At 54.1% G+C, this 17,031-nt stretch carries 23 protein-coding genes and 2 tRNA genes; 11 read left to right on the top strand and 14 right to left on the bottom strand.

Features of this window, described 5'->3' with window-relative positions:
• Positions 1–5 precede the first annotated feature (5 nt).
• Positions 6–275 carry a DUF6761 family protein gene (locus DXY37_RS08025; protein WP_066907364.1) on the bottom strand — a complete coding sequence of 90 codons (270 nt, stop codon included), beginning with the start codon at positions 273–275 and terminating at the stop codon, positions 6–8.
• A gap of 76 nt (positions 276–351) precedes the next feature.
• Between DXY37_RS08025 and DXY37_RS08020 the strand changes: the two genes are divergently transcribed.
• Complete coding sequence (locus tag DXY37_RS08020; RefSeq protein ID WP_370594310.1) at positions 352–1,116, top strand: response regulator transcription factor; 765 nt, start codon at positions 352–354, stop codon at positions 1,114–1,116.
• Here DXY37_RS08020 and DXY37_RS08015 read toward each other — a convergent pair.
• From DXY37_RS08015 to DXY37_RS07985, 7 genes are read right to left on the bottom strand one after another with little or no spacing between them, the layout of a single operon-like run.
• Positions 1,091–1,651, bottom strand: a complete 561-nt coding sequence (locus DXY37_RS08015; protein ID WP_115126169.1) for a hypothetical protein — start codon at positions 1,649–1,651, stop codon at positions 1,091–1,093. The genes DXY37_RS08020 and DXY37_RS08015 overlap by 26 nt on opposite strands.
• A 3-nt stretch (positions 1,652–1,654) precedes the next feature.
• Positions 1,655–1,939, bottom strand: coding sequence for a hypothetical protein (locus DXY37_RS08010; RefSeq protein ID WP_115126168.1), 285 nt, complete (start codon positions 1,937–1,939; stop codon positions 1,655–1,657).
• 57 nt (positions 1,940–1,996) lie between these two features.
• Positions 1,997–3,547, bottom strand: a complete 1,551-nt coding sequence (gene crtH, locus DXY37_RS08005; protein ID WP_244276976.1) for a carotenoid isomerase — start codon at positions 3,545–3,547, stop codon at positions 1,997–1,999.
• Positions 3,548–3,575: 28 nt separating this feature from the next.
• Entirely contained in the window at positions 3,576–4,529 is a 954-nt protein-coding gene (locus DXY37_RS08000; protein WP_115126167.1) for a cation transporter, read from the bottom strand.
• Positions 4,510–5,886: an FADH(2)-oxidizing methylenetetrahydrofolate--tRNA-(uracil(54)-C(5))-methyltransferase TrmFO gene (gene trmFO, locus DXY37_RS07995; protein WP_115126166.1), complete on the bottom strand. Its 1,377-nt coding sequence runs from the start codon at positions 5,884–5,886 to the stop codon at positions 4,510–4,512. Before trmFO ends, DXY37_RS08000 begins: the two co-directional genes overlap by 20 nt.
• Before the next feature lie 57 nt (positions 5,887–5,943).
• Positions 5,944–6,066, bottom strand: coding sequence for a photosystem II protein Y (locus DXY37_RS07990; protein ID WP_067097253.1), 123 nt, complete (start codon positions 6,064–6,066; stop codon positions 5,944–5,946).
• Positions 6,067–6,126: 60 nt separating this feature from the next.
• Positions 6,127–6,660: a gamma carbonic anhydrase family protein gene (locus DXY37_RS07985; protein WP_115126476.1), complete on the bottom strand. Its 534-nt coding sequence runs from the start codon at positions 6,658–6,660 to the stop codon at positions 6,127–6,129.
• Between the two features lie 196 nt (positions 6,661–6,856).
• Between DXY37_RS07985 and DXY37_RS07980 the strand changes: the two genes are divergently transcribed.
• The 5 genes from DXY37_RS07980 to DXY37_RS07960 all read left to right on the top strand — a co-directional run bounded on the left by DXY37_RS07980 (position 6,857) and on the right by DXY37_RS07960 (position 9,666).
• A tRNA-Lys gene (locus DXY37_RS07980) sits at positions 6,857–6,928 on the top strand.
• A 56-nt stretch (positions 6,929–6,984) separates the two neighbouring features.
• Positions 6,985–7,377 carry a response regulator transcription factor gene (locus DXY37_RS07975; protein WP_115126165.1) on the top strand — a complete coding sequence of 131 codons (393 nt, stop codon included), beginning with the start codon at positions 6,985–6,987 and terminating at the stop codon, positions 7,375–7,377.
• Positions 7,378–7,571: 194 nt separating this feature from the next.
• Positions 7,572–7,645: transfer RNA gene (locus DXY37_RS07970), tRNA-Pro, on the top strand.
• A 535-nt stretch (positions 7,646–8,180) separates the two neighbouring features.
• Complete coding sequence (locus tag DXY37_RS07965; protein WP_115126164.1) at positions 8,181–8,885, top strand: ROK family protein; 705 nt, start codon at positions 8,181–8,183, stop codon at positions 8,883–8,885.
• A 448-nt stretch (positions 8,886–9,333) separates the two neighbouring features.
• On the top strand, positions 9,334–9,666 hold the full coding sequence (locus DXY37_RS07960; RefSeq protein ID WP_244276974.1) for a hypothetical protein: 333 nt from the start codon (positions 9,334–9,336) through the stop codon (positions 9,664–9,666).
• Here the strand turns inward: DXY37_RS07960 and DXY37_RS07955 are convergent.
• Positions 9,650–9,862 (bottom strand): hypothetical protein, encoded by a 213-nt coding sequence (locus tag DXY37_RS07955; RefSeq protein WP_067097271.1) that lies wholly within the window; start codon positions 9,860–9,862, stop codon positions 9,650–9,652. The two genes, DXY37_RS07960 and DXY37_RS07955, sit on opposite strands and share 17 nt — an antisense overlap.
• A gap of 301 nt (positions 9,863–10,163) precedes the next feature.
• Here DXY37_RS07955 and DXY37_RS07950 point away from each other — a divergent pair, with 301 nt between their 5' ends.
• On the top strand, positions 10,164–10,616 hold the full coding sequence (locus DXY37_RS07950; protein ID WP_067097274.1) for a Fur family transcriptional regulator: 453 nt from the start codon (positions 10,164–10,166) through the stop codon (positions 10,614–10,616).
• 10 nt (positions 10,617–10,626) lie between these two features.
• Here DXY37_RS07950 and DXY37_RS07945 read toward each other — a convergent pair whose 3' ends face one another.
• Positions 10,627–11,121 (bottom strand): hypothetical protein, encoded by a 495-nt coding sequence (locus tag DXY37_RS07945; RefSeq protein WP_115126162.1) that lies wholly within the window; start codon positions 11,119–11,121, stop codon positions 10,627–10,629.
• A gap of 16 nt (positions 11,122–11,137) precedes the next feature.
• On the opposite strand from DXY37_RS07945, the gene DXY37_RS07940 reads away from it, so the two are divergent.
• Positions 11,138–11,437, top strand: a complete 300-nt coding sequence (locus tag DXY37_RS07940; RefSeq protein WP_244276972.1) for a cell division protein SepF — start codon at positions 11,138–11,140, stop codon at positions 11,435–11,437.
• Here the strand turns inward: DXY37_RS07940 and arsS are convergent.
• Positions 11,430–12,383, bottom strand: a complete 954-nt coding sequence (gene arsS / locus DXY37_RS07935; RefSeq protein ID WP_115126475.1) for an arsenosugar biosynthesis radical SAM (seleno)protein ArsS — start codon at positions 12,381–12,383, stop codon at positions 11,430–11,432. The genes DXY37_RS07940 and arsS overlap by 8 nt on opposite strands.
• 118 nt (positions 12,384–12,501) lie before the next feature.
• Positions 12,502–13,716, bottom strand: coding sequence for a glucosylglycerol 3-phosphatase (stpA, locus tag DXY37_RS07930; protein WP_115126474.1), 1,215 nt, complete (start codon positions 13,714–13,716; stop codon positions 12,502–12,504).
• Between stpA and DXY37_RS13765 the strand changes: the two genes are divergently transcribed.
• Positions 13,715–13,981 carry a hypothetical protein gene (locus DXY37_RS13765; RefSeq protein ID WP_371638008.1) on the top strand — a complete coding sequence of 89 codons (267 nt, stop codon included), beginning with the start codon at positions 13,715–13,717 and terminating at the stop codon, positions 13,979–13,981. The two genes, stpA and DXY37_RS13765, sit on opposite strands and share 2 nt — an antisense overlap.
• 40 nt (positions 13,982–14,021) lie before the next feature.
• Here DXY37_RS13765 and DXY37_RS13760 read toward each other — a convergent pair whose 3' ends face one another.
• Complete coding sequence (locus tag DXY37_RS13760) at positions 14,022–14,276, bottom strand: glutathione S-transferase N-terminal domain-containing protein (protein WP_371638007.1); 255 nt, start codon at positions 14,274–14,276, stop codon at positions 14,022–14,024.
• 231 nt (positions 14,277–14,507) lie between these two features.
• Between DXY37_RS13760 and DXY37_RS07920 the strand changes: the two genes are divergently transcribed.
• Positions 14,508–14,804: a SemiSWEET family sugar transporter gene (locus DXY37_RS07920; RefSeq protein WP_115126160.1), complete on the top strand. Its 297-nt coding sequence runs from the start codon at positions 14,508–14,510 to the stop codon at positions 14,802–14,804.
• On the opposite strand, the gene DXY37_RS07915 is transcribed toward DXY37_RS07920, so the two are convergent.
• Positions 14,801–15,058 carry a hypothetical protein gene (locus DXY37_RS07915; RefSeq protein WP_115126159.1) on the bottom strand — a complete coding sequence of 86 codons (258 nt, stop codon included), beginning with the start codon at positions 15,056–15,058 and terminating at the stop codon, positions 14,801–14,803. The two genes, DXY37_RS07920 and DXY37_RS07915, sit on opposite strands and share 4 nt — an antisense overlap.
• A gap of 417 nt (positions 15,059–15,475) precedes the next feature.
• On the opposite strand from DXY37_RS07915, the gene DXY37_RS07910 reads away from it, so the two are divergent.
• Positions 15,476–17,017 carry a hypothetical protein gene (locus DXY37_RS07910; RefSeq protein ID WP_115126158.1) on the top strand — a complete coding sequence of 514 codons (1,542 nt, stop codon included), beginning with the start codon at positions 15,476–15,478 and terminating at the stop codon, positions 17,015–17,017.
• The last annotated feature ends 14 nt before the right edge of the window (positions 17,018–17,031 follow it).

The following is a 17,031-nucleotide window of genomic DNA, read 5'->3' as shown; positions in this document are numbered from 1 at the left end:
GAGGTTCAATACTGATTCGGATGCCTGTAGAGAGCGCTCACATCCCCGTCTGGACCGATGAAACTTGAAGGATCCAGGATCCAGCGTTCAATCAGTGTCTCAAGCTTGGACAGTTCCCTTGGGTCGAGATCACCGGTTCTGCGCAGAGCATGCAGATAGCCATCGGCATAGAGACGCAACTCAGACGGGCCGTGATAGCGCGTTGTCAGTTCCTGGCAGGCATCACAGAGCGCCTGGAAGTGGCGAATGGCCTCCGGGTGCTGAAGAGATGTCATCTTTGGTGAGGACGGCAGCCTCTGTTACCAGCGTGCCTAGGAAAGGCATTAGCGTAAGACGGCTTTCGGATGCCTTGTGACCTCCTCCTCCCGCGATCTCCTCGCTCATGGAACCGGTCAGGCTCCTGTGCAGCAACTCACTGTTCCCGCGATTCCGTCCCGAGAACCCGCTCGGATTCTCGTTGTAGAACCTCATCCAACACTGCGGACCGTCCTTGTTCAGCGTCTGCGCCAGGACGGCCATCTCACTGCTGCAGTGTCGTCGTCGCAGGAAGCCATTGAGCTCTGTCAGGAGCAGTCTCCTGATCTGTTGGTCAGTGCTGAGCTGCTGGAACAGAGTTCTGCCCTGAGACTTGGCCAGCAATTGCGCTGTCCAGTGATTGTGTTGACAGCCCGCAGCGGCGCTGAACCCGTAGTGGGATTGCTTGATGACGGCGCGGATGACGTGCTGCGCAAACCCTTTGGCCTTGAAGAAATGGCCGCCCGCTGTCGCACTCTGCTCAAGCGTGGTCGCAGCGGCCTGCAGGAACGCGTTGCCGTTGGTCCCCTTGAGGTCCATCTACTGCTGCGTCAGGTGACCCTGAGAGAGCAACCGGTTGAACTCAGTCCGCGCGAATTCGCCCTGCTGTGCGCATTACTGATGCCACCTGGAATGGTGCGCAGCCGTCAAGAGCTTCTGAGAATGGCCTGGCCTCCGTTCAGTGGTGGTCCACGCTCAGTGGATACCCAGGTCTTGACGCTCCGCCGCAAGCTTGAACAGGCAGGGCTAGGCGAAGGTGGCGGCATCACCACCGTTCGTCAGCAGGGATATCGCTTCAGCCTGGATAACCTGCCGGAATAACAATCCATCCCCATTTCACGGCAACAGCCACCACCGTTTCGATGGTCAGCATGCCAACCGCCAGGCCAAACAGCAGTTGGTAGGTCCAGGGTGGAGTTAGCCGTTTTATCGCGCCTGTCTTGAGACCGGTACTCCCCTCAACGATTGAAAGGAACCGATCGAACTGCTCAAGACGTTGTGGAAGCAACCGTTTCTCCTGGTTGAAGGTGGTGAAGTAATAGACCCTTCCTCCCTGGCTTGTACAAACAGGAACCAATCGCTGGATCTCTCCCCATTGCAGCTTCCAACCACGACGAATCAACCAGCGGCACCAAGGGGGATAACCCACGCTGATTCCATGGTCATCTACGTTGACCTGCTCGCTGAGCATGGCAAGCACCAGGGCCAATCCAATCGGGGCAGCCAGCCAGAGCGTCAGCTTTAAACCTGGAGGTGCCATCAACGGCAAGGGCAGCACCAGTGCCAGGTAGACACAGATGAGAGTTCCCTTGATCAGTGGCGAAAGTCGAAACCGCTCCTGAAGCGCAACAGGCATCGCTCAGCGATCCTCTGGTGAACCCGGCAGAGGCTCGATCACATCGTTGGGGCGGTAATCACCGTTGAAAACTTCCTCCTCTCGGCCCTTCCAGAATTCACCCAGACGCATTAGGTCGGCATGGGCCTCCTGAATCGATTTCAAATAGGTCTCAGGAGTCATCTGGTCGCGCGCCTCTTTCAATTTTGAAAGCCGCAGCATCTGAAGCATCCAGGGCTTCCCTAGTTCACCACGTTGTTCGAGGTAACGCGCGAGCTCTGCAGAACTGGGTTGAGGAGCCGGTGACATGGAGATGAACTGTTCAACGCGACCTTAAACAGCTCATGCGCTCTGACGTGATCAGATTCAGGCCGGGAGAGCCCATGGATTCAAACCCAGATCCGCCCCAATGCGATGGCTGCAGGCATAGCCGCTGAAGGCAACCGCATTCAATCCCTGGCCAGGAAAACAGGAGTCTCCAACGCAATACAGACCGTTCAATCCTGTTCGGTTGAACGGCATGGGCAGAAGACCAGGCAGTCGACCTGCAGGGATCGGCCCATAGGAACCACCCATCCGGCCAAGGAATCGGCGATGGGTTCGGGGGGTGCCCACCTCTTGCAGTTCGATGGCCTGCGACAAACCCGGAAGGATGAACTCCAGTCGCTCAATCAGCCGAGAGGCGTCGTGCTGCTTTTTAGCTCTGTAGTCCTTGGGCTTGAGATCGTCCCAGTGCTGGATATCACTCATGGTGAAGGTATGAACGATGTGTCTCCCCTCAGGGGCCAGGGATGGATCCAGCAACGTTGGAATCGACACAAAGACCACTCCCTGCTCGGCTTCAAGCTCATTCCAGTCCTCCAAGAGCAGGTGATGGCAGTGGAAGCCCTCAGGGACAACATCAGCCTTCACCCCGAGGTGAACCGACAGAAACGAACTTGATGGTTGATAGCGACGACGCCAAGTGGATTCGGCGGAAGGGGTGTGGTCTTTCGTAACCAGAGTGCTCTCGGGTGAACCTTCACCAGCGAAGGTGTCCCAGCGGGTGGCATTACTCACAATGCGCTTGCCCCTCAGCTCTTCGCCATCGGAAAGCTCCACACCAACGGCACGACCTTGCTCGATGAGCACCTTTTCAACACGAGCTCTGTAGCGGATCGTTCCGCCGTGGGCTTCAAGCCCTGCCACCAGCTTCTCGGCGATTGTCCCGACACCACCCTTCGGGTAATTGATGCCACCGGCATGGCGGTCGGAGAAAACCATGCCTGCATTGATCATCGGTGTCCGATCAGCTGGCATCACCGACCAGCAGAAACATTCCATATCGATCAAACGCAGCAAGTCCTGATCCTGGATGTGTTTGCGCGCCACATCGCCCACATTGAAGGGAAGCCAGCGTGCTAGTCCCAGACAGGCAAGTGGGGCTCTAAAGAAAACTTTTGCCAGGTAGGCCGGATCTTCAAGAGAGAGAAGCGGCATGGCATCGAGACAGCGAAAGACCTGCCAGCAGGTGTCGTAAAAGGCCCTGATTCCCCCTGCCTCATGGGGAAATCTGGCGCTCATACGAGCGATGAAGCCCTCGTAATCTCGATCCACTGCCATGGTCAGACCATCCGGCAGGTGATACTCAAGCTGCACCGGGTCAGGCACCGTTTCACAGCGCTGCCCCACATCGGCAAGGGCTCTTGTGAGCAGATTGGTGTGCCCATGCTCGCCGAAGCCAAAGATCATCGAGGCACCCACGTCAAAGGTGTAACCCTTGCGTTGAAAGCTGCCACCAGAACCACCAGGAATCCGATACTGCTCAAGCACAATGGTTTTGGCGCCTTTGGCAGCCAGCTGAGATGCGGTCACCAGCCCTCCAATGCCGGAACCGATCACAATCACATCCCAGTCTGGGTTTGAGCTCACGGCCACACCTGAGAAATTGCTGCAGCTTTAAACCCTAGGAAACACCGGCCGCAGCGAAGGGTGGCGTTGCTGTCAGGATCACCTCCGTTCGCACAGGACAGGCCAGCAAGGACTGGCATCGCTCCTGAATGCGATCACGGATCAGATCAATGGCGCCGCCATCCATCGGTTGACTTGGATTCAAATAAACAACCACAAAAGCCGTGCGACCGACCTGATAAACCGTGAGATCAAGAAGCCAGCAGGACAGTCCTGCCAGAAGATCTTCCAGGGCCAACCGGGTACTGCGGATGAGATCAGTCTCAGCCGAGGCACCTGCTGCTTGCCCTAAAGCGATGAGGAAACCTTGCAACGGTTCACGCAACACCAGAAGACTGACCACCAAGACCAGCAAGGAGTCGGTGACAGGAATCAGGCCAGAAAGCATGGTGCCGTTGAGCAACGGTGACCCGAGCAAAGCCAAGCCGGTCAGACCACTGATCAAACCATCCAGTCGCGCAGCCTTGGCTTCGGTGAGCAGGATCTGCGAGTGCCGCCCTGTCCGGCACCAGTCGTGATGATGACGCCAGGCAAGGCCCCAGCATGTGGCCACCATGGCAATGGAATACCAAGCGACGGGTCCGAGCCGTACTGAGCTGACTTCAACCCCATAGGCGTAATCAATCACGGTGCTGAAAGCTGAGATCGCAGCAAAAGAGAGCACCCCCATCAGCAGCAGAGAACGGAAGAGCACATACAGCGCTTCCTGCCCGTCGTAGCCAAAGGGATAGGCACGATCTGGCGGTCGAACCACGTTGCAACTGATCCTTGCTGCCACAAGACCCGAACCGACCATGACCGCTGAATACAGGCCATCCAAAAGCAGGGCGTAGGAGCCTGAAATGACGTGAACAGCGACCCCAGCTATCGCCATCAGTGCGCTGGCGTAGACGCCGATCTTGAGGGAACGGCGCTCAATCAGCCGATCTTCAGGCCGGACAGGCGACATCAACAGACTCCTGCTTCTCTGTTGCTAACAGCAAATCATTCAGGGCTCTGTCCCTATAAGCGCCATAGCGACGGCGCTTATCTTTGATTTTTTCAGGCAGAACGGGCAGCAAGCCAAAGTTGGGGGGCATCGGCTGAAATTTGCCCGATGGCGCCTCACTGATGAAGTGCGTCAGCGCGCCAATCATGCAGGTAGGAGGCAAGTCGAACGTAGGGCGCCCTAGAGCCAGACGGGCGGCATTGGTCCCCGCAAGCCAGCCACCAGCCACTGCAGCGGCATAACCCTCTGTACCAGTGATCTGGCCCGCGGCAAGTAAGCGTTGACGCCCTCGGAATTGAAGCGTGGGCTGAAGCAGCTCAGGGGCCTCGAGAAAGGTGTTGCGATGCATCACGCCAAAGCGCACGAATTCAGCCTGTTCAAGCCCGGGAATCATGCGAAGAACCCTTTTCTGTTCTCCCCACTTGAGATTTGTCTGAAAGCCCACCAGATTCCAGAGGCGACCGTCTCTGTCCTCCTGACGCAGCTGGGCCACGGCGTAGGCGCGTTTGGCACGTCGCACATCGCGATCGTTGACATCTCCCCAACGTGGATCCCAGAGGCCAATCGGCTTAAGAGGTCCGTAGCGCATGGTGTCTTCACCACGTCGTGCAAGTTCCTCGATCGGCAAGCAACCTTCAAAAAATGTGGCGCTGTCTTTCTCAAAGTCCTTGAGTTCCGCTTGCTCAGCCTCGAGAAGCGCTGCGCGAAAGTCGAGATACTGAGGCTGATCCATCGGGCAATTGATGTAATCCGCGTCTCCCTTGTCGTAACGACTGGCTCGAAAAGCCCTCTCCATATCAATGCTGTCACCGTCGACGATCGGACTGGCAGCGTCAAAGAAATGACAGTCATCACGGCCCGTGAACTCACGAAGATCATTCGCCAGTGATTCGCTGGTCAGCGGTCCTGTCGCCAGAACAGTGATCTGGTCAGAATCTGGGAGGGAAATCTGTTCACGACGTTCGAACGTGACCAGAGGATGTTGCTCAAGAATTTTCGTTAAGGCAGCGCTGTAGCGACCACGATCGACAGCCAGTGCGCCGCCTGCGGGTACCGCATGGGCATCAGCGGTTCGAATCACCAGTGAGCCGAGTCTGCGCAGTTCTTCCTGAAGAAGGCCTGCTGCTCGGTCACTGCTCAGGGCCCCGAAACTGTTGCTGCAGACAAGCTCTGCACATTCACTGCTGTGATGTGCAGGAGATCTTTTTAGAGGTCGCATTTCGACCAAATGAACTGCCACCCCTGCCTGTGCAATCTGCCAAGCAGCTTCTGTACCGGCCAAGCCAGCACCAATGACGATGACGGATCTAACTCCCAAGAGATCTCAATGAACCGATCTCAACCTATCGATCGGTTCAGAACCGGCTGGAAAGACTCAAGCTTCTCCGCGCTTGAGCATCATCTGCAGTTGACCGATCGCAGCACGGCTGATGTTGTAACCAGCCCAACCCAGGGCGATCAGGATCGGAGCTGCCACGACGACGACACGAAGGTCCATGGTTTTCAGGGATGGTCGGGTGATCCTAATGAATGTGAGTCGAGCGAAGGCTCAAAAGGGTCAGTCCGTTTGGTTTTGCAGCATTTCAGCCCAACGTGCAGCCAGTTGCGCGTAGTGGAGCGCATGGTGCCTCTGCTCGAGCACTGCCGCATCGCTCTGCTCACGTTTCACCTGAGCCGGAACCCCTGCCACCAGGCTGCGTGGGGGAACATCACGGGTCACAACCGCTCCTGCGGCAACGAGAGCACCTGTGCCAACGGTGACGCCATTGAGAACAATGGCTCCGATTCCAATCAGACAACCGTCTTCAAGGGTGGCCCCATGCACCACGGCCCGATGGCCGATGGTGACATCAGATCCGATCAACACGGGGGATCCCGGATCACCATGCAGAACGGCACCGTCCTGCACGTTGCTGTGCGGTCCAATCACGACGGACGACATGTCGCCTCTTGCCACGGCAGTTGGCCAAAGACTCGCACCTGCTGCAATCTCAACATCACCCATCACCACGGCACTTTCAGCAACCCAAGCCTGAGGATCAATCCTTGGCGAACCGATCTTCAACGGCTCTGGAGTGGACGAACCAGCCATCAGTTCACAGTCCTGAACTCGAAGCGCTGATTTAAGCGGGTGAGATCTGCAGCTGACCAGATCTGGCACTGATGGTCATGCCAATTGAGGCACAAATGGATTCCGGGAGCTCATGGACGATGGTTCGTCAGGGTGATATTTTTCTTGGGTGCTTGAAGGCACAGCCTGTTCCGGATCGCTTGCTCCGGCTCAAGGGGGGTCGCTAGCTCAGCGGTAGAGCACTCGGCTTTTAACCGATTGGTCCTGAGTTCGAATCTCAGGCGACCCATTTCACCGACGGCCTCATGCCCCGGTCATGATTGGTGTAACTAGCCAGGGTTGGAAATGGATGGCAAACCACAGGTTGCTTTCCTAGATGACGATCCACGTCTTCGCAGTCTGATTGCCGAAGAGTTATTCGATGAAGGCGTTCAGCCTTTCGCTTGCAGCACCGGCCAGGAACTGTTCGATTGTTTAGATGTTGAGAAGGTTGACCTGATTCTCCTTGATCTCATGATGCCGGTCATGGACGGACTGACCTGCCTTCGACATCTCAATCAGCGCGCAGAGAAAATTCCGGTCCTTCTTGTTACTTCGTTCAATGACGAGGCCAAACGACGAGAAGCAATCGATAATGGAGCGACTGATTACATCATCAAGTCAGATCTGTTTGAGCGCCTTCCTGAGTTGCTCGATCGATACCTCATCAAGCCACGGAACAGAAATGGCATGGCTTGAATCAATCGATATTCCATCCACTCGTTGAAGCTAACAATCGTCAACAACCCATTTGCGCTCTGTTTCAACCATCCGATTGAGCTATCCGAAAGATGTGGTTAGCAAACAATCAGTGTGGTTTCAGCTAAGACATCAATCCGCAATGCTGAAGCGGATGGGGGTCGTGACCTCCAACGACTACTATGCGGTGGTGACGGGGCGTGGCGCAGCTTGGTAGCGCGGGTGCTTTGGGAGCACTAGGTCGCAGGTTCGAATCCTGTCGCCCCGATTGATGACCGAAACTCAAACGAGAAGCTCAAAGCAGAGTTTTGTTAGCTCCAGGGACGGCCTTGGAGAATTCTTGAAAACGATCGCCGTGATCCGTGTAATAGCTCTGGCCCTAGTGGCAGGTCTTTCCACGTGCGAGACATCCAGGATCACATTGACGTGCAAGAAAAATCGAGTGGAGCGATCAACAGCGGTCTGATTACCTCCAAAGAGACTGCGAGAACTCAGCATTCTAGATATCTCATTCATAAGCAATACAAGCGCTACAGAAAACCATCAATCAGCGGACAGCAAGCTTGTCAAGCCAACCAAATACCGTCTATTTTTATTTTTAGAGATTAGAACTCTTTCTGATCGACAACAAAGGAGTAATAAAGGAGCAATCAAGACCGACAAAACTGGACAATCAGTCTCAGCCATAGACCTTGGCTAAAGGCTCGGGCCATCGATAGTTTCAAACGCAGTTTCGACAAAACCTGAAATCATTGAAAAGCTGAGTTTTCAGTCATAGACTATCGTCAATATTAAGCGCAAGAATGAAATCATCAGCCAACACTCTCTGCGTCGATATTGGCGGCACAGGTGTCAAGCTCATTGTTCTTGACCCCACAGGAAGTGAGTTGTGTGATCGACAACGTCAAGAAACTCCTCACCCTGCAACTCCGGAATCAATTCTTGGGGTCATTCAAGATTTGACCAGCAATGTGCCCGAATTTGATCGTGTTGCCGTTGGCTTCCCTGGCGTTGTCAGCAATGGCATTATTGAAACGGCTGCCAACTTAGATGCCCATTGGTTAGGCATTAATCTTGCCGCTCAACTGGAACAGCGCCTAAAAAAACCGACTCGAGTTGCCAATGACGCAGATGTACAGGGATATGGATGTGTTTCCGGAGAGGGTGTTGAAATGGTGTTGACCCTTGGCACAGGAATGGGATCAGCCTTGTTTCTTGATGGACACCTGCTACCCAACCTGGAACTTGCCCATCATTTATTTAAAAAGAAAAAGACATATGAAGACTATATCGGCAGACCGGCACTTGAAGAGATTGGCAAAGAGAAGTGGATTCAGCGCGTTGAAAAAGTCATATCAACGACAAAGTACATCTGGAACTGGGACTTTTTGCACTTGGGCGGTGGCAACAGCAAGCTTCTGAAAGAAGTTGAGTTATCAAACGACGTGATGTTGCATTCCAATAAAGCTGGTATGTTAGGTGGTTATTTTTTATGGGAAGGCAACTGATTGATTCCAAATCACCAGATCAATGAGCTGATTTAATACAAAAATTTTAGCAATGCTGAAACGACCACAATTGATTCCTCGCGAATCATCGATGTGTGATGAACTGACTAGTCACCAATCATTCGCTCAGGCGATCGTTCTGTCGGCCTGATTGTTGTCCCGAACCGAGCCGGTGAATTACGGAAAGTTGCTGTGGGTTGTGATTGCGCTGGTAACTGTTGAAACCACAGCGATCCGTTACACAGCGCAAGCTTCCTTGTACACGAAGATCACTGGTGGAAATTCTCACAGCCCTTGCGGTTCTGCCGTTTTTCGCCGCTCTGGTCGTTGGAGCCAGAGAGGCCGAACAGGATCAACGCTGAAGCGTGGCATTCGAAGCAGATCTATGGCTATGCCTGAGTAAACGGGCTCGGTTATGCGCTGGCTGCTGGTTTTTTCCGGACTCATCATGTCCGGGATCTGGGTTGATCTCAAAGCGGAGCAACGTCCACCTGAATTGCAGGCAGGGCAATCGATTTTGGTTGTCGACCAAACCCTGACTTCCACAGGCTGGAATCCTGCTCCTGAAGGACAAGTACAGACCTTTGAGCAGAAGCTGGCGGGCAATCAACTGTCGTCACTGGCGTCCTGCTCAGGAACAGGTTCTGGATACTGCCGTTACGACTACCAACGGAGCAACAAGCGGCTCGTCGTGGTCACGGTGCCAGCGCGTCAACCCAATCAAGCTGGACGCGTGGCCCGTTGGTGGATGGAATCTGTGACGCTCAACCCAGCACATTGATCAATCTCAGGGTTCCCCACAGGTCAAAAACGCAGAAAATCAACCCAATCACAATCAGGTCCCAGGCACGGTGACGCAACGCCCAGGGAGCAAGAAAGACTTCGGCAACGCCGTGAAGTGCTGTTCCCAGTGCGATGTGTTCAAGCACCAGCAGTCCATGAGCCAACAAGAAAAGGCCGCTCGCGACGAAGCGCATTAGCACCGACCAGGAGACCGACACTCTTTTCATCGAACGGCAAGTCAGCCTATCGGGTTTGCCGGCTTGAAACTCGACGGGCTGTTGAGGCTTGTTAAGGCCAATGGCAGATCAATCGGCATGAGGTTCCGCAAAGATCAGCCCTAAAACGCATCCATTGGCAGTTGATGTCACAGCTCGACTGGCGATTCGTATCAGAAGTCACGCTTGCGACCAGCCAAAGGTGAAAACAACTCGTCAACGAGCACTGGTGTTGACTCTCAATAGTGCGTACTATTGAGAAACACTGCATTCCGTTTGCATGTCGCCTGCAACCTCTTCTGCTGAAGCGACCGGAACTCTGAAGAAGGGGCTACACCAGGAAGGGCGTCGGATGACGCCGCAGAGGCGATTGGTGCTGGACCTGTTTGAACAGATCGGCAGCGGTAGTCATCTCAGTGCAGAAGAGGTCCACCGTCAGCTTGTGGACAATCAGTCGAAGGTCTCGCTAGCAACCATCTACCGCACCCTGCGGTTGTTGGTGGAGATGGATTTTCTTCAGGAGCTGGAACTTCGAGATGGAGGAAGTCGTTTTGAGCTGGCGGATGAAGAACACATTCACCACCATCACCTTGTCTGCGTGCGCTGCGGCCGCACGGAAGAATTTGAAAATGAGCCTGTACTTCAGGCAGGGCGTGATGCTTGCAAGCAATTCGATTTTGAACTGATCGATTCCAGCCTGAATGTGCGTGGCATCTGCCCTGCATGCCGCTGATCAGGACTTCCTAGTGATGGCCCATTGAATGCTCGGAACAAGGCATCCAGTGACTGCCCATCTGGTGGACTCCCTCACAGCCAATCAGCTTGGCCTGTGCTTGAGCTTCAGCCTTGGTTGGGAAAGCCAGCAAGCGTGGATCGTCCTCTGACTCAGCGAGAGAATTGCTGTTGTGGTTAGGGCTGCTGTGATTGTGGCCGTTGTGATCATGGCTGCCGCGCCCACCGATCTGGACCAAACCCATGCTCATCGGTCCAACCGTCCAGACCCCCATGGTGTTGGCACCGATTGCCAGCAGTCCCATTCCCACAATCGAGAGGTTGATCACGCCCATAGCGACCACACCGATGGAGACCACCCCCATCGGAACGATGCCGATACAAATCACGCCCATCGGCACGATTCCGATCGAAACAGTGCCGAGTGGGGCAATTCCAACAGCCAGGCGTTTGGGCTTACTGCCGCAATGAGCTGGCGCCGAATCAGGTGAGGAAGATTTAGTCATCTCTGCATGGTGACGGTTGCTGCGACTTTCCTCCAGCCTCGCCAGGCTGAGAGTAATGAATCAATTCACTCCAGAGCAATTACGGGAACTGCTTGTGATCCGTCCGCAAGACGTGACGGAGGGGATGGCAGCTGTTCTGGCTGTTCGCAGTCAAAGAACAGTGGTGCTTGATCTCACGTCCATGGAGATCGCCCAGGCACAACGCACCGCTGATTTCGTGTCCGGTGGCGTGAGGGCCGTCGACGGTGAGGAACATCGGCTCGGGGAGCATGTGTTCCTGTTCACGCCAGCTGGCGTTCAGGTCACTCTTAACTAAGAGAACCACCACAGCTGGATCCATTGCCAGCCGTACAACCAAAACAATGGTCTGCGACGGCAATCGGTTGATCCATCAGTCCATCCGCAGCGCTGAGTAGATCAGCGAGCACTCGAGGGCCAGCGTTGGATGCAAGATTCAATTGCTGATTGAAATCGCAGTCGTAGAGGGCTCCGGTCCAGCTCACGCTGATCAGGCTTCGGCACATGACCTCAGCAATATTTTCCGGTCGATGGGCCTCACGCAAGATCTGCTGGTACGGCTCGAGCTGACCCTGATGCTGCAAATCACGCGCGAATCGCTGAATCGGCATGTTGGTGATCGTGAGTAGGTGAGAGAACGTAATCCCGTGGCTAGACGACAAGGCCTGCCGGTATTGGGCCTCAAGGGATTCCTGAGCCGGAGGAAGGGAAGGGCCTGAAGGGTTGAACACCAGATCCAGTTGCAAGGGTGATCCGGGTTGGGCGTATCCCAACCGATTCAACTGCTTCAAACCTGCAATGCTGCGCTCATAGACCCCCTGGCCTCTCTGTAGATCGACCCTCTCCTGTTCGTAACAGGGCAGAGATGCAACCACCCTCACACCCATCACCGCCAGGAATTCAGCAAGATCCTCATGTCCGGGTTCGCTGAGGATCGTGAGATTGCAGCGATCGATCACTTCGACGCCAAGAGCCCTGGCCGCCGTAACAAGCTCACGAAACTGAGGATGCAGTTCCGGTGCACCACCGGTGAGATCCAGACAACGAAGACCCAGGCGAGCGAGCACCTCAGGAATCAGATCAATGAGCTCCCCAGCCATCATTTCCTTCCTCCAGGGGCCGGCATTCACATGACAGTGACTGCAGCTCTGATTGCATCGATAGCCGAGGTTGACCTGCAGAGTGGTCAATCTGCCTCGGCGAACGGGGGGGAACCTCAGTGTTTCGGGAAAGGTTGATGTCAACGTCGGGGTGCGATCTGAAGCCGTGACCTGTTGGAATTCTGGCGAATCACCCGCAAAGTGAGGCAGGCGACTGTTCAACGATCAGGGCATACACCGAGATCAATCTGGCAAGGATGTTTCAGGGTGTGCGTTCGGTCCGAGTTTCCGACAAAGCGGTGAACCAGTTCACATAGGCCTTGGGACCGCCAGGAATGCAGACATCGAAATGCAGAGGATCCTCAGGGTCACTGATCCCAGCGAGAGAGCCATCGGTCAACGACGGTCGGTCAACCTCTCCGCCACTGCTGTCGACAAGCACCACCCGGTTTGGACGTCCAAAGCTGCATCCGAGTTCCTGAAGGAGAGTGAGAAAGCCTCGATCACTGCCTCCTCTCAACCAGCCTTCTCCAGAAGGATTGATCGTTGAAGTAACAGTGTCACCAACGCCGACGAGGTGAGGCATCTGTTCACGAGGTATCCGTTGCTTGCAGAGAGCCAGCAGTGCTTCATGGTCATTGGGTGCTGTTCTGACGTTGAACGCTTCACCGAGAGGTGCCTTGCCTGTGCGTGCTGCGATGTGGCGATTGATCAACACCAGCAATCCCGCTTCCTTGATGGCTCCTCGCAACATGAACTGGATATCGGTACTGCCAACATCTCCCTTAACGGCAGGCTTGAGCCGTTCACAGCCAAGGGGATCACGCCCGAGATTCGGCGCAACATGCAGGAAGAAGGAGTCGTGAAGCCCTTCGGAAACGGCCATCGCCATCAGTTGCTGCATGAGCGACTCCAGCATTGACTGCAATTGGCGCTGATGCTCAACATCGTCAGGGATTCGACTGAACAGGTGGTTGAGATTGATGGTTGGTGAGAGCTGAGTATCTAGAACCGCCAGATCAACCTCAACGGATAGCTCCTGATCGCTCAATTCCGGCATCAAGGCAGGGAGCATGGAACACATCAGTGCCTTCATCCGCCCGGGAACCGATGCCAGGAAGCTGATTTCAGCCTCACTGACTCCTGGATGCGTGACGTTGCCGAATTCATCCTGCAGCTGCACACCACCGGCAGCGAGCCCGGGGAGATAGAGACCTTGACTTCGGGCCTTTTCACTGTCACCGAGTGCTTTCTCAACAAGGCGATTGACGCCGCGATGACCTTCGTGTTCGCCATTGGTCAGAACCACAAAACTGCCACGTAATCGAGCAGCGGCATACACATAATCCGCAGAAAGGCTCCGGGTGAGTGGATCCTTCACCAGAGGTATGCAGACCCCGTCAAGGTCCTGCACGATCAAAAGGTCTGGACTGGCAACGAGTTCCTGATGCAGTGAAGCGAGATCCATCCCAACCATGCTGTCGCGAGCTTGGTTCTCACCCTCCCATGCAGCGATTGAATCGCCAATCATCGAACAGCGGAACGATGATCAGACTTCAGGCAAAACCCATGACCAACCTGAAGGCAGGCTGGAGATGGGTGCGATCAATCACAGCCTGAATATCCGGATAGAGGCTGAGATCAAGCTCTGGGAAAAACAATGGCAGGTCACTGAGATGGACCTCAACAGCGAACTCAGCAGCACCCCAGTAATCGCCAACCAAAGGACGCTCAGGATTTAGTTAACGATTGAACACCTCCATGAGTCGTGCAAATTCACGTTCACGACTGGAGGGAACGAATCATGCACATGAGGCCGCAGCTATGAGTCTCGGCAAGATGCAAACGGATTGAACCACTTTCGAACAACTTGAGTGGAGATCCATCCTCAAGCAGGACATCACTGTCGATCAAAGCAGGAAGCTTTCCAAATGGGTTGATGCCAAGGAAATCAGCATGGCGGTCGTGAATTGACTGCAGGTCCAGTTCAACCAGTTCATGGTTGATCGCTTTGATTTCCATGAACCAGCGGGGCATGCGTGCTCATGTTCTTGGACCGCCGAAAAGCTTTAAAGCCAGCGGATCACATCACTTGTGGATGATGCTGGCAACGGGCTAGCCCAGATTCAAGCTGCCTAAAAGATCGCCATTAGTTCTGAGGATGTCTTGACAAAAACTGATCCTGTGATTCCGTGCTCTTAGGCTTCATACAATTGAACAATTCAGCTATACTAAAAGCTTCAACATTGATCAACGAACATTTTTCGTATGACATTAGATTTGAGTTCGTCTGAAATATTCGGCTTCGCAGCAGCAACACTTTCAACAATCGCATTTCTGCCACAAGTGATCAAAACATGGAAAACGCGATCTGCCAAAGACGTTTCTTATGCTTTGCTGCTCACGTTCAGCACAGGCTGTTTTTGCTGGGTGGTTTATGGGGTCCAGACAGACGCCAAACCGGTAATGATCGCAAATGCATTCACATTGACACTTAACCTGGCAATCTTGGCAATGAAGTTCAGCTTCGAAAACGGAAGCAAAACAGTGTCACAAGAGGATTAATAGTGACTTTTTAAAACTTGAAGAATGTCCTTGAGCTCATCAATTTGGATAGAACTACGATTTTGATCATCAAGCAAAATCATTTCAAATCCATCCCAGTTTTTAATCAAATCAACTTCGACAAAATTTTCATTTAATGTCATCCTGATATTGACTCCCCAATCCGCCGAATCCACCAAAAGACCCTCCAACGATCCAATCCGCCCGTTTCCGAGCAGAGCACGAATTTCGTTCTCCATTTCCTGGCTATTCATCGCTCAGAATCTAAACAAAGGCATTAGGTCTTGAAATAAGGATAAGCCATCAACATCATGATCTCTCGAACAAAAGCAACATTCTCTGGAGCTGTCTGACGCACAGCGACCGATTGTCAACGCAAAGTCAGTCTTCAATGATGCACATCTCGACCAATCGATTCTTCCATCTGTCGTCAGACAAACCATTCACAAACTTGGGGAATGAGATTGTCGGCTGGTGTTCTCAGCCATCATCCCTGCAGCATGGGCGAAGCTCCCTCTGACCTGAGAGCAGATAATGGATCAATGCTGAGGTTGAACAGGCTGATCCAACGGTTTGCTCCGAACTCATGACCCTGCCAAAGACAACGGTGTAACTCGGCTGCCAGTCCAAGCTTTCCATCCTTTGTTCACCTCATCCTCCCCTTCATTGCAATGAGTCTCAGTACTGCAGCACTGTTGAACTCAAACGGATTCTTTCCTCCAAGCCTCGACAGGGATCAGGTGCGTCAGCGGGTCTGGGAGTTGGAAACCGGAAAGGTCGGTTTTTACAGCGTAGGGCTCTATCCCGCTTCCCTTGCCTACAACTGCGCCATGCAGCAGAAGGACGAAGAGAATCTGCTGCTTGCACCCCGACCCGATCGCGAGCTTCTCGGTGCGTTCACGCAGTCGGCCCTCGACGGCATGGACCCGAAGCATGTGGCGGTCATGGAACGCATGGGCAGCCATCGAGTTGGGGGTCTACGTCAGCCCAACACCCTGGCTGACTTGCTCAAACGCTGTGAGCTGGTTGTGCTCAGTGCCAACAGCAATCATGTTGAAGAAGACCTGATCGAAGCGATTCAACTGCGGGATCAATTGGGTCGGCAGCACGTGGTTCTGGCCTGCCTGGCCGGATCATTCAGTCATGACAACCTGGTCAACGAGTCATATGTGCTATGTGAAAAAGTCCCAAGCCTGGGCTTTTTCTCAGGCTTTCACCGTCATGGAGCCCTGCGCAATCCGCTCGACAGCTTCACGGCCAATTTCTGCCATCCCAACGCATTGACAGCGCTCCTGGGAGCGCGAATGCTGGATCGACTGTCGCCCAACATTCAGGTCTCAGCAGGGGTTCACAACATTGAGGGGCAGTACATCAAGGCAGCGAAAAACATGTCGTCGGTGTTCGCCGGGTTTGGTTATGCCTATCACCAGGACAACCCTGGAGTGCTTCCAACTCTGCTGACGCTTCTGCTTGACCAGTGTCTGGACCAAGCGGCAACGGTTTCCATGGCTCGGCGCAATCGCCAGAGGCTTTACAACCGTCAGCCTTTTGCACTGACGGAGCTCGGTTATGGCGTTCAAAGGATCGAAGCGGCTTTAGTGCGCGGGGGGGATATGGAGAAGGTGCGCGATCACACCTTTGCGCAACTCACCGCCATGGTGGCTGACGTACGCGGCAGCATGATGTTGCCGGTTTCCGGCACACCGACCCGAAATTTCCATGCAGGTCAGGTGTTGGCAGAACACATGCTCGACGAAAAGCGCTGTCCGCACTCGATGGAAGAGCTCGAGAACTGGTGCGAACAGGCAGGCCTGCGTAAAGGAGGCCTGGAAGGTCTCAAGTCGTTGCGCTACTGGCCACAGATCGTGCGCAAATACGCCATTCCCGTGCACGACGCATCGATGGTGAATCTGCTCTACATGGCTATTTATGGAAATTCCAACACCAAAGATGTGGCGTTTTCGGTGATGACCGAAAGCCGTGAGCTCTCCAATTACTGCCAGGAGTCGGTGCGACCCACTCACAGCCGGCGGTACGCAGAGGCACTCCAGAATCTTGACCAGCCTGAAGCGATGGATTTGTTGGTGAATGCTGTGATTGCTGATAACGCCCGCCGCTTAATTCGGGATGACAACGGCATCGAGGAACAGGACACAGCCGATGAACCACCGGCCTATCTCAAAGCCATGAACGTGATCGAAAACGCACTCTGAATTCAATCATCCAA

The organism is Synechococcus sp. GEYO, from assembly GCF_900473955.1.
GTDB lineage: Bacteria > Cyanobacteriota > Cyanobacteriia > PCC-6307 > Cyanobiaceae > Synechococcus_C.
Note: the sequence above shows the minus strand (reverse complement) of the source record. Positions and strands in the feature narration are given on the sequence as shown.

Bases quoted from the DNA above. Each gene is read 5' to 3' on its own strand.
- DXY37_RS08025 (WP_066907364.1), bottom strand. From the start codon at position 275: ATGACATCTCTTCAGCACCCGGAGGCCATTCGCCACTTCCAGGCGCTC.
- DXY37_RS08010 (WP_115126168.1), bottom strand. From the start codon at position 1,939: ATGTCACCGGCTCCTCAACCCAGTTCTGCAGAGCTCGCGCGTTACCTC.
- DXY37_RS07985 (WP_115126476.1), bottom strand. From the start codon at position 6,660: ATGGCTGGTTCGTCCACTCCAGAGCCGTTGAAGATCGGTTCGCCAAGG.
- DXY37_RS08015 (WP_115126169.1), bottom strand. From the start codon at position 1,651: ATGCCTGTTGCGCTTCAGGAGCGGTTTCGACTTTCGCCACTGATCAAG.
- DXY37_RS07920 (WP_115126160.1), top strand. From the start codon at position 14,508: ATGACATTAGATTTGAGTTCGTCTGAAATATTCGGCTTCGCAGCAGCA.
- DXY37_RS13760 (WP_371638007.1), bottom strand. From the start codon at position 14,276: ATGCCCCGCTGGTTCATGGAAATCAAAGCGATCAACCATGAACTGGTT.
- DXY37_RS07955 (WP_067097271.1), bottom strand. From the start codon at position 9,862: ATGCGCTTCGTCGCGAGCGGCCTTTTCTTGTTGGCTCATGGACTGCTG.
- DXY37_RS07990 (WP_067097253.1), bottom strand. From the start codon at position 6,066: ATGGACCTTCGTGTCGTCGTCGTGGCAGCTCCGATCCTGATCGCCCTG.
- DXY37_RS07950 (WP_067097274.1), top strand. From the start codon at position 10,164: ATGTCGCCTGCAACCTCTTCTGCTGAAGCGACCGGAACTCTGAAGAAG.
- stpA (WP_115126474.1), bottom strand. From the start codon at position 13,716: ATGGTTGGGATGGATCTCGCTTCACTGCATCAGGAACTCGTTGCCAGT.
- DXY37_RS07965 (WP_115126164.1), top strand. From the start codon at position 8,181: ATGAAATCATCAGCCAACACTCTCTGCGTCGATATTGGCGGCACAGGT.
- DXY37_RS07945 (WP_115126162.1), bottom strand. From the start codon at position 11,121: ATGACTAAATCTTCCTCACCTGATTCGGCGCCAGCTCATTGCGGCAGT.
- DXY37_RS07910 (WP_115126158.1), top strand. From the start codon at position 15,476: ATGAGTCTCAGTACTGCAGCACTGTTGAACTCAAACGGATTCTTTCCT.
- DXY37_RS13765 (WP_371638008.1), top strand. From the start codon at position 13,715: ATGCTGTCGCGAGCTTGGTTCTCACCCTCCCATGCAGCGATTGAATCG.
- DXY37_RS08000 (WP_115126167.1), bottom strand. From the start codon at position 4,529: ATGTCGCCTGTCCGGCCTGAAGATCGGCTGATTGAGCGCCGTTCCCTC.
- DXY37_RS07975 (WP_115126165.1), top strand. From the start codon at position 6,985: ATGGATGGCAAACCACAGGTTGCTTTCCTAGATGACGATCCACGTCTT.
- DXY37_RS07915 (WP_115126159.1), bottom strand. From the start codon at position 15,058: ATGAATAGCCAGGAAATGGAGAACGAAATTCGTGCTCTGCTCGGAAAC.
- DXY37_RS07960 (WP_244276974.1), top strand. From the start codon at position 9,334: ATGTCCGGGATCTGGGTTGATCTCAAAGCGGAGCAACGTCCACCTGAA.